Origin of the sequence: Litoreibacter meonggei (genome assembly GCF_003663885.1) — a bacterium.
In the GTDB taxonomy this organism is placed as follows: domain Bacteria; phylum Pseudomonadota; class Alphaproteobacteria; order Rhodobacterales; family Rhodobacteraceae; genus Litoreibacter; species Litoreibacter meonggei.
Genome location: NZ_RCCE01000005.1, coordinates 393,755 through 404,641, shown reverse-complemented (window position 1 = coordinate 404,641; position 10,887 = coordinate 393,755). Strand labels below are relative to the sequence as shown.

General features: G+C 50.0%; 5 protein-coding genes. 2 read left to right on the top strand and 3 right to left on the bottom strand.

Going from position 1 to position 10,887, the window contains the following annotated elements; translation table 11 throughout:
• Positions 1–171 precede the first annotated feature (171 nt).
• Entirely contained in the window at positions 172–1,536 is a 1,365-nt protein-coding gene (locus BCF46_RS16005) for an ISNCY family transposase (RefSeq protein WP_170157960.1), read from the top strand.
• A 425-nt stretch (positions 1,537–1,961) separates the two neighbouring features.
• Positions 1,962–5,897, top strand: a complete 3,936-nt coding sequence (locus tag BCF46_RS16000; protein WP_211332831.1) for a HEAT repeat domain-containing protein — start codon at positions 1,962–1,964, stop codon at positions 5,895–5,897.
• A gap of 144 nt (positions 5,898–6,041) precedes the next feature.
• On the opposite strand, the gene BCF46_RS15995 is transcribed toward BCF46_RS16000, so the two are convergent.
• Genes BCF46_RS15995 through BCF46_RS15985 form a run of 3 tightly spaced genes read right to left on the bottom strand, consistent with a single transcriptional unit; the run spans position 6,042 to position 10,835 of the window.
• The gene (locus BCF46_RS15995; protein ID WP_121026538.1) at positions 6,042–8,474 is read right to left on the bottom strand and encodes an AAA family ATPase; all 2,433 of its coding nucleotides are present in this window, start codon (positions 8,472–8,474) and stop codon (positions 6,042–6,044) included.
• The gene (locus BCF46_RS15990; RefSeq protein ID WP_121026535.1) at positions 8,467–9,096 is read right to left on the bottom strand and encodes a hypothetical protein; all 630 of its coding nucleotides are present in this window, start codon (positions 9,094–9,096) and stop codon (positions 8,467–8,469) included. The genes BCF46_RS15995 and BCF46_RS15990 overlap by 8 nt, the downstream gene beginning before the upstream one ends.
• A complete protein-coding gene (locus BCF46_RS15985) occupies positions 9,093–10,835 on the bottom strand; it encodes an SIR2 family protein (RefSeq protein ID WP_170157959.1) in 1,743 nt (580 codons plus the stop codon). The genes BCF46_RS15990 and BCF46_RS15985 overlap by 4 nt, the downstream gene beginning before the upstream one ends.
• Between the last annotated feature and the right edge of the window lie 52 nt (positions 10,836–10,887).

Below are 10,887 nucleotides of genomic sequence, written 5' to 3'. Positions count from 1 at the left end.
ACCCTTAGAGGTGTTTGAAAGCGAACTGATGGAGTTACGGAACCGATTGGAGTAAAAGGTTAAATCAGGAACTGCGCTTCAGCGTGAGTTCACACCGCAAAGTTAGAATGTCCCACATCTGCAAAGTAGAAGTGTCACACTTCCCTGTTGAAGCAGGATTGGAGTGTGGCCGTGGGATTGGTGATCATGAGCGAACGCGAGCTGAACCGCATTGAAGTGCTGAGCCAAGTGACACAAGGTCGAATGACAGCTGTGACGGCGGCCAACGTGTTGGGACTGAGCCGAAGGCAAGTTCATCGACTGCTGAAGGGTTTCCAGACTGACGGTCCTGGTTCGGTCCGCCACAAAGCGCGTGGTCGCAGATCGAACAACCGGATCGATCCTGTGGTCCGTGAGTTCGCGGTGACGTTGGTCAAAGAGAACTATATCGACTTTGGGCCAACATTCGCCGCTGAGAAGTTGGCAGAAGATCATGGCCTGAAGGTCTCACGCGAGACACTGCGCAAGTGGATGCAAGATGCCGGGATCTGGCTGTCACGCAAGCAACGGCGCACATTTCATCAACCGCGATTGCGCCGGGAATGTCTGGGCGAGCTGATCCAGATCGACGGCTCGGACCATCGTTGGTTTGAAGATCGCGGACCGCCGTGCACCCTGCTCGTTTTCATAGACGATGCGACCAGCACGCTGATGCAACTGCGGTTTGTGACTTCTGAGAGCACGTTCAGCTATTTTGAGGCGCTTGATCTATATCTGGCTGCGCATGGCAGGCCCGTCGCGTTTTACTCCGACAAGCACACCGTCTTCCGTGTGGCCAATCAATCTGCCAAATCTGGGCATGGCATGACCCAATTTGGTCGCGCTTTGAACGCTCTAAACATCGAGATCCTTTGCGCAAACAGCTCTCAGGCTAAAGGCCGCGTTGAGCGCGCCAACCGAACATTGCAGGATCGCTTGGTTAAAGAACTCAGGCTAGCTGGCATCTCAGATATGGATGCTGCCAACGCGTTTTTGCCTGCCTTCACAGACCGCTACAACACCAAGTTTGCAAAGGCCCCGCGTCGTGCAAACAACCTGCACAGGCCGATGAACCTTGAGCCAGATCGGCTGCGGGATGTCTTCTGCTTTAGAGATGAACGCGTTGTTGGACCGCAACTGGCGTTCTCCTACGAGCGCAAGCGGATCATCCTGGCTGAGAATGAGCTAACGCGCGGTCTGCCGGGCAAATACGTAGACACATATGCTTTCCCGGACGGTAGCTTTGACGTGCGTTGGAAGGATGTTTCGATCCCCTACTCTGTCTTCGACAAGGATCAGCGCGTAACGCATGCGGCGATCACAGAGAACAAGCGCCTCGGTGCTGTGCTGGAACACATCAAAGCTGAACAGGACAAGGCGCCTCCAAAAAAACGGTGCGCAGGTAAGCAAGCAACGCGCTATCAGCCGACCGGCAAACGCAACAATGGCTGGAACTCAAAGCTGGCGAAACGCGCTAAGGAGAAGGCAGAGGCAGCATCAAAACATGCCGCGGAATAATCTAACCGCATGGCTGTTCAGCGCTCCGATACCTTAGGTCTCCGCCCTGCCCAGCCATGCTCACGTAACTCCTAGTGGGACATTTCTACTTTGCGCAACGAAGGACATTTTAACTTGGTTGCAACATGGACAGGTGGTAAAAGTTTCTGCTAACCTTTGGAACACCTGCCGCCCCGCTATTTCATAACTGTCGTATAATTTGACGTAGATTGTGAGATAGCCATCTTTAGATTCCACGGTAGATCATCACACCATCAATAGACTATGAATGTGATGACAGATAACGCTTTCCTCTTTTAATTCACGGATCCGCTTCAAAAAATGAAGGTTTTTTACGACAAGCATTCTAATCGACCCCGCTATGGGGGTGACCCGTCTTGAGCGGGTGCACAAATACCTCGTCAGCACTTGGAGCTAAAGCTGCATTGGATGGTTTTGATTACCAAGTCGATGTTTCAGTTTTTGTCGCGCTTAAATTGCTGCTTATCAGCAAATCTGCGATCCAAATTACACTAGAACCCGTAAATGATGAGGATCTGGAAGTCGATCTGGACTCTTCTGAACCTGGATTTGTTCAGGTCGGCGCAAACACAGTTGGTGGGTACAAGCTGATGATACAGGTCAAGCTCCGCAACACTGAGCCATGGTCGTTGTCGACGTTTAAAGCCTTGCTGAATCATGGCACCAAACGAAGACCAGCCAAACATCATTTGGAGAATGCGAAGACGCGCTATCTTCTTATAACAAGCGCCGATACGAAAGGCGAAGCACGCAACCTTGCCGTCCGCGGGTTAGAGGAGTGGCCAGAGGCTCAAACCTTTCCAAAGAGTCTTTCAAAGGTATTACCCCACACGCCAGAAGGCCGCGTTGCAATATGGGGTGCTCTAAACGAGCGGACATTGGATCTCGAGATCAAAGACATTTTGGGCACCTTGCTCCGTGTTCCCAGCAGCCAACACGATAGTTGTCGCACCAAACTGAGAGACGAGGCCCTCTCCAGAATGCGAGGTACAGGGCCTGGCGTATGGAGGCAGGAAGATCTTTTACAAGTCATTCGTGAATATAACGGTTATCTGGCCAGCGCTCCGGCTTTAGAGGCCTTTGTCCCTTCCTCAAATTTCGATCATCTCAAAGACACTTTTGCAGAAAGGAATGCCGTCGTTATCAAGGGTCCATCGGGAACGGGCAAAACGCTAACTGCACTCGCCCTTTTGGATCATATCCGACAAGGCGCGACGGCACCGGAGATCGTACAGGTTAATGTTGGGGATGGGCCATCTAGTACGCGCGCGTTGGCCGATTGCGGGCCAAAACTTTTTTACATCGAAGACCCATGGGGACAATACAGTCTTCGTGGGGGTTCAGATGCCTGGACAGAACAGCTTCCCAAACTACTGCGGTCTGCACACGCACATCATCAATACGTCATCACGTCTCGCTCCGACATGCTTGGACAATCAGATGCCGAGACGTTGCTTCGACCTTGGTCCGTTGTCCTGAGTGCGGATCACTATCGCGACGGCCAACTCAAAACGATTTTTGATAGGAGGTTAGATCAACTGTCACCTGATCTGCAATCCAAGGCTTTGGCCTTTCGAAAAGATGCGTTGGGCGCGTTGGAAACGCCCTATGAAATCGATCTTTTCTTTACCCATTTGGCAGATCGGCAAGAATCCAAAGAAAATGATCGTGAGATGTTTCAGCGCCTCAAGGCGTTGGCGCATCGTGACGCGGTGGAAGGTGTCGTCGGATCATATCTTGGGGAATGTGAGGATGCAGGGGCACCTGCTCTTATTTGGGGGTTGCTGGCCGCAAGAACAAAATTCGACCGCAGCCAATTGACAGCGCTCAACAGGCAATTGCGCACATTGGACCCAGCCTTGTCGAATACACTCGAGAAATTGGTGGACCGAATGGTCGCGACGCGGCACTTGCGCCAACCTAATCAATCAGTGAGTTTCGCCCATCCGAGCGTCAGAGCCGGATTTGAGAAATTTATAAAAAAGAATGCGGGCGTGAGCGAAATGGCACTTCAGACGCTCGTGAACGCTCTTACACTCGTTAAAGGGCCGCAGCAGGCATGGTGTATCGAAACGGCCGCTAGATCACTAAATGAGGTCAAAAAGCTTCTCAAATTCGACGACGGTGTGGACTTTACCGTTGCGCGGGAGACCTACGACGCAATTGATGCTTGGCTGGAAGAAAGCCTCGTGGACCCAGAATCAGATTTTCGATCCGTTCTTCAACTTGCTTCAGATGTAGGGACAAATCATTCCACCCCCTCAGAGCTTGCGCGTTGGTTGATCAAAGGCATTCGCAGGGGCGGAGAGCTTTTCTTCAGAAAGTGGAAACCGCCTCATTTCGAAGATGCTTGGTATACCCGCGTATCAGACGATGAACGGTCTTTTGTCATCGCAGATAGATTTGTGCGAGAGCAGTTGCCAAGGGATCAAATTGGCTATGGAAACAATTTCGCTAAAAAGCTGGATAGAATCTCGCCAGGACTCACGCCTGCATTTGTAGCTGTGGCCCAAAAGATGGTTGGGTCTGGCTTTGATGGCAATGTCAGCGTCATCGCCACAGGCGCCGTCCGCGATTTGGTGGGCTATAAGCCAGTTCTTGATGGTGCTCTAGACGAACTGGCACAGCTTAACTCCGATTATGACGATACGGGGCGGGAAGAATGGCGCGCGATCGAGGATGGTGAACGAGACGAGGCCCACGAAGAAGGCTACCAGTCACACCATGAGGGTGATGGGTACGCTGCAGGTGTTTTTGTGGAAACCTATGTCTCCTATCTCCGCACGCTTGGACGTTGGCAAGAACTGACCGAGCATCGTCGTATTTCAGAAATGATGTCTGCTTGGGCGAGCGACATCTGTACATCCCGTGGGCAAACCACGCTGGAGGAAGCAAGTGCCGTTCTTGTTCTGACATCTGGCACTGAAAACGAGGCGCGTGCATGGGATGCAGCCAGGACGCATTGGTCTGAAGGAATGGCACCTGTTCTGCAAGATCGCATTCTGTCCAATCCAGATGACGCCCATTTACGCAAAACACTGGTCCATTGTGCCTTGGTCAGATCGCCTGCGACCCTCGCGAACTGTTTTGAGAGATTGGCCAAAAATCCGGATCTATTGGTTCAGCTTCTGGTCGATTTACGAGAAGCGAGCGGCTGGTGTGCTAGAAAGAAGGATCGTAAAAAACGGCTTAAGCCAATTCTGAAGAAGCTCGCGGATAGCTCTTTGGAGATATTCAAGGCGGTGCCGTTGAAAGATAAGCTTCCAAAAGCGGTCGGGCCTACGGCGTTATCGGTGCTTGTTGACGCAACTAGCACATTGCGTTGTGGGCCATTGAGCAAGGTTGTCCCAGTGATGATTTCTAGCGGATCCAAGCCATCTGATGCTATTCGTCGCTGGCTGCTTGAGACATCAGATGGCCAGCTGTCTCGCGCGGCAGCACAGGCAGCTGTTACAATCCAAGATGATGAGTTGGTGAGGATTGCTCTACATCATGCAAGGGCGGGTGCCCGCGAGGAAGCTCTAAATTATCTGGCTCCGAGACTAGAGGACCCACTCCCTCAGGAATTGCTTCAGTTGGCGTCTGATCCGGGAAGCCGGGTAAGGCGTGCACTGGTTGCTCAATTAAATGGCAGGCATCACGCGGATCACGTTGAAGCCCTTCGCAGCCTCATTCGGGATAGCTGGTCGAACAGTTCCCCACAATATTATGAAAGCCCTTCCTATCCAATTGCCTTCGAGGCGATCAAAAGACTCGCTGAATATGGAAACTTGAGCGATGAGATCGGGAAATTACTCGTGCAGCTTTCAGAGCGAACCGATGACCGAGCTCTTGGCAGTATTGCCCTAGAAACTGCTGCGCAGTGTTGCGGGCCGGACGTCCGCGCAGCCATTTGGGCACTCTCCGCAAATCAGAAGCTGAAGTGGGTACGCGTGGATGCCATTAATGCATTAGTCTGGGCAGATCGTGTTGAAGATTCTATTCTCGAAGATATCACCGAAGAGGACTTGTTGGAACGAGCAGCGCCATTGGCTGCCTCTCTTTGCGCTTTGATTGCCGTTCATGGACAGGTCGACAATGTAGTTGAGATCATGGAGGGAGTTGCGCATTCGGCTCGCCGCCGTGCGCTTATCTTGATCGGCGTATTTGGTCTGTTGGATCGAGACGCAAACCGGGCTCGTGGGCTGTTGGATCTTCTCATAAGTGATCATCCCGCGAGACGTATTCTCGATCTCACTGAGGGGGAAACGTTACCAGCGAGCGTGCTGGATGATCTCGGAGACATAAGAACTCGTCGCGCTGTTCAGAGCTGGTTGAGTGCTCGGATCGAAAGCAGATAGACATTGATCTTTTGCAATCAGCCCGCAACCCCTACTTACCCTCACCTGTGGCGGTGTTGTGATGTACCTATTGTCAACCGCCCCTTGTTTGCCGGAGGCTGATTACTTCATCTCATGCGACCATATTAAAGGTACTGTCGTCCCTTAAGCGACTTGCCCAAAGGTCGAGTCAGCTTTGAAGGATATTCTTTGGGCTAAGCATCTTGTATCTTGGTCTTCGCTGCGCGCCATTTCAAGTGTGAGAAGGGTATCCTCTGGGAATGCCGGGCTAAGCTCCAGGCGCAGATACTCAAATAGCTGTCTGTCATGGACAGCGATCATTACCTGTCGATTGTGTTCTTTGGAAAGCGTCCTAAGGAGTGCGGCAAAGTTCGAGATATGAACATCATCCATTGACTGGACAGGATCGTCCAAAATCAGCCATGGCAGCTTCTGAGGCACAGAAAGATGCAATGCAAGAAATAGCGTGAGTGCGGCAGTATTGAGGTTACCGGCACTTAACATGGCACCGGGTGTCCCTCCCGCGTCTCCACCATTTCGAAAGTTTGTTATCAATTTCGGCTGAAGACGCTCTGTTCTGGATTTTGGCACACTGAATGCGGGAACAAATGGCTCGTCTGGAGCTAGTCTAACGAAAAGGTCACGCCACAAATGGTTCAACCGATCATTGAACTCACTTCGGATAATGCCTGACCGAACGCTATCAACGATCGTGCGCAAATCTGCGGCTTGTTTCCTTAAGTCTTGACCTCTTTCGAATGCATTCGTGGTCCTCTTTAATTCGCCTTCTAACTCTGCGATTTCGGCATCTTGCGCACTACGCTCGTCAACCAAACGCAGAAGGTCGCTCTTCAGTTCACGAATTCGGGTTTGAGCTGAGGCACAACGTTGATGTGCCTTCTCACGTGCTGAAAGGACTTCGCCTATATGTGCATCCAAATTGGAGAGAGAATCTTTCAAAAGACTCAAATCCACTCCAATATCTGATGCAAAAGCTTGCAGCGTTTCGCGCGCCGCAGTGAGTGTTGAATTCATAGATTGGAAGTCACTCAATCTGCGGCGAGTTCCCACTTCCATCGCCCTTAGAGATCTGCCGCGTTCGAGTATATCGGAGCAATCCTTCGTCGCGAGGACCACTGCTTGAACGTCGCTATGCCGCCTTTCGAGAGAATTCACTTCTTCGTCTGGCAGGAGCCGAGCTTGCCTTTCGTCAATTCTCTTACTGGCCGACCGCAATCGTGTCTCTTCGTCGTTACGCGCCCGACCCAATGCCAGCAGTCTCTCAGCGGAAGCTGATAAGTGGCGGACCTTACTATGAACATGTTCTGTAAGGTTATCAGCTTCAAGTTCCGAAAAGTCACGATCACAGACAGGACATATTTCATCATTAATGTAACCACTTAACTCCGCAAGAAGAGACGCTAAATTTTCCGACTTTGATGGGATGGTTGAAAGTTCTTCATCAATTATTTTGAGCTGCTTCTCGGACACACTAACTGCTTCTCTATCCACACTAGAGTCCGTGCGATCTGCTCTTGCAGCGGATAATCGTTTTTCAATACGTTCTTTTTCGGTGGTCAAGTGTTTGAGCGACTCTTCCCAGAACTCCAAAAAGTCGCCGCTTAGAGAAGAACGAGGGAGAAGATAAAGAAAGCGTTTTTCCAAGCCTTCAATAGTGTTTAGATGGTTGGACTTCCAAAGTTCATATGCACTAGACACTTCCACTGCTTCGGACGACATAGATGCATAATCAGCCTGAGAGAAAGTACTCGCCGCTTCGATTTGTTGACGAATGGCCGAAAGCTCCCTTTGCCTCCTGATAGTACTACGCAATTCTTGTTCATGTGCGGGGATAAGCGCCAGCTCAATAAGTTCTTGGAAGTTGTTTTCCGACGCTTCCTTGTCTAATTCAAAAACTAGCAAGCGCTCCTGCAACTCCAAAAGCAGCGCATCAATTTTCCCCTGACTCTCTGCTCGAAAAATCGACTTACTTTTAGAGCTTACGTTCAGCCTATCGACCTCTGATTCAACTTCCACCCATGTCTCAGAACTCTTACGGATATTGCGAACATCTTTAAGCATTTGGAGACCGCCCTCGAGAGCATCTAGGCGGTCGAGACCTAATAGATCTCCCACGAACCTTGCCAGAGGCGAGTCCATACTGGAACTAGATTCTTGATAAATTTGAAGTAGCTGACTAAGTAAGGCCTGCGGTAGAAAGGCTCTCTCGCTGAAGAAATCGGCTAAGTCATCTTCAAAATTTGAGAGGGTATTAATACCATTTTCATTGATCGAAGATCCGAATTCTCTGCTCTCGCCTTGTTCATCTACTGCAACGCTAACTCTTCCATCAGTTGCTCCACGAAAAAGAAGCTGAGTTGAATAGGTACGATCTGCTCGCAAAAGTGATTGCACTTTACCTGTTAGAGCCAGCTCAATAGCTGAAAGCAGGCTAGTCTTTCCGGCCCCATTTTCTCCATGAACTAGCACCACATTTGCGTCGAGAGGGACGTTTATGGTACCTTTTATGCTTCTAAAATTCTTGACTGATAGGCTTTTCAGTAAAAAATCAGACATCGCTCTCCTCCTTTTCTAGAGAGTCTTCAAGAGAAGAAATGAGACTTTTTTCGACAGCTTCTTTTCCAATTTCAGAGGCCTCAAGAACCCTGCTGATAAAATCTTGGTCCATTGCCGCTGGAACAGCCATTCGCAATTGCTCAATTGCTGACTGATCATCGCCATCGCCGACTGCAGAGCTTTCAGGCAGCGTTAGTGGTAACAACACGCTTATCCTATCCCCTAGTTGACGCCTAGCTTTTTGGCGTGCTGCTTCATCGATGTGATTTGTCGAAATGTTATCAACAGTGAGAACTCGGCAGTTTTCGGATAAATCCTCAACACTACTATGCGACATTGCACCAACCAATATTGCTGTGATCACAAGCCTTGACTGAGAAACATCTAGCGCTCGACCTAGTCCAGCGATTCTTTGGCTAACACGTTTGGCATCGCGATCTCCGTGTTCTCCAGTCGTGGTATCCACTATCAATACAAGATCATTTGCTCGCCTAGCATTTCCTCGGAAAGCTAAAGTGAAGTTGAAGTCGACGGAAGCTATGCGGAATGGTGTAGCCAGCTGTCCATAGCCTGCTTCGATTAACCGATCAGCTACCATTTTGACTAGAGGTGAATCATTCATATGGATGCCTCTGCAACAAATTCGGTGTTTAGGTTTTGTAGATTGTCACACTTATCCAGCAAAGCCTCTAAACTTATATGAGTAGTGCGTACGGTCGCGTTGCGCCCCGGCGAAGAACGTGGGCTACGCGCGCTTCCTCCATCGGGGCGAAGCTGCGGCCACAGATTGTCCGCGTGGACAACAATAGCACCTTGCCCCTCAAATGCGCCATCTTTCTCCAGCAAAATGGCTTCTGTTATAGACTTTATGATAAAGACTGGCCTTGGCTCTGCACCCGCCCAAGTCCCGTTGACAGTAAAGGAGCCGCTCTCGATTTCGTCGCTCTGGGCGGGCGAAAGCGTCCAGAGACCCTCTGCCCTGCCATAGTTTACTAAACACAAACTGAGCGCGAGCTTGCCCAACTGCGACTCGCGTGCGAGTTCGTCACCAGCGAGTTGAGAGAATGAAGTTGCGCTTACTGCCTCGTAAGCACCAGCAGAATGTGGAACGGCCCCTCTACGATACATCGCTAGCAAGCGTGGCCATGTCATCTGTGCCTGATCAAAGAAAGCCTGACGGTCGTCAGTTGCTAAACTGGCTATGTAATTGCGGCACTCTTTCCATGAAGCGTTGAGTTCAATGGCAAAGTCAGCCTTGCCTATGCTAGTGATCCACTCACTCATCAAATAGTCGAGTTTGTCAAATATTAGCTGTAAAAGTAACGCAATTAGAACTTGTTCTGGCCAAGCTCGTAGGTGCGCGCTGGCGTTGATGCCTGCAGAGTTGGCATCATAACTGTCTCGATAAACGAGCCTTAGAACTGCACGCTGCCCTGGAGTTAAACTTTCTTGGCAAAAGACATATCCTGGAGCATTTGGTTCACAGGGCCAAGGCCAGGGGTTGGCTTGTTTTGCCGTCGAAAAAGTTTGGTGCAAGTTTTGATCTTGAATTGAAAGGCCCATTACAAGAGCCTTTTGATTGGTCGCTATGCCAACAATTTCATTTCGAACTGCTGCGAAAAGTGGAGTGTTAAACCACTCTGTTATTTGTGTTGTACTTCCTGTGAGATATTTCCGAAAAGTATCCGGTTCGTCTGTAGCATGACCAATACATCCGTGAAATTTTAGAAGCCTCGTTCGCCCGTGTCCGGTTCTAAGTTGGTTTGGATCAACAACAACTTGGAGGACATTTGGCGCGCCGGAACTTAGCTTTTCCACTGCTTGTTCAATGAAAGTATCCCAGTTCGCTGACGCAATGTCTCGGACGACTCCTTCAAGTACAAGCGCGGCAATACAGAGATGTTCAATGGCCGGAGCTGGCGGATTATCGAATGCTTCGCGGATTTCTATCGCGTCCCACAATATATAGTCGCTGTCCTCATCAGGAATACGTAGGTCAAGAATCTCAGAATACTTGTTTCGAAGCCGTTTGGTAATAGCTTCTTGATCAGGCCATTGAGAGTACGGGTCCTGGATGCAATCATCCAAAAGATCTGCTTCACATTCTGCAATTTCTAGAAACTCACGTAGTGCCGTAGAGAATTTTCCTTGGCCACCTTCTGTGAGCGCTTTTTCTCGAAGAAATTCCGCGGCTTTTCTCAGAAGATCTTCTAGATCTGGCGCCTTCCGCGAAATGCCTGATCCGATCCAGAATGCGAACTCGCCATTTTCCACCGCTCTAAAGAAGGTTGCAAAATCTTGTTCAAACTTCCCGAGGACCTCAACAATTGAAATATCGTGCGCTGTCTGCTCGTCCGCCAATCTAAACTGCCTTCGAATTTATACACACTACCTTTATATACCTAGGGTTGAT

Excerpts from the sequence above, each read along its gene's own strand:
- BCF46_RS15995 (WP_121026538.1), bottom strand. The coding sequence starts at position 8,474 with ATGTCTGATTTTTTACTGAAAAGCCTATCAGTCAAGAATTTTAGAAGC.
- BCF46_RS15990 (WP_121026535.1), bottom strand. The coding sequence starts at position 9,096 with ATGAATGATTCACCTCTAGTCAAAATGGTAGCTGATCGGTTAATCGAA.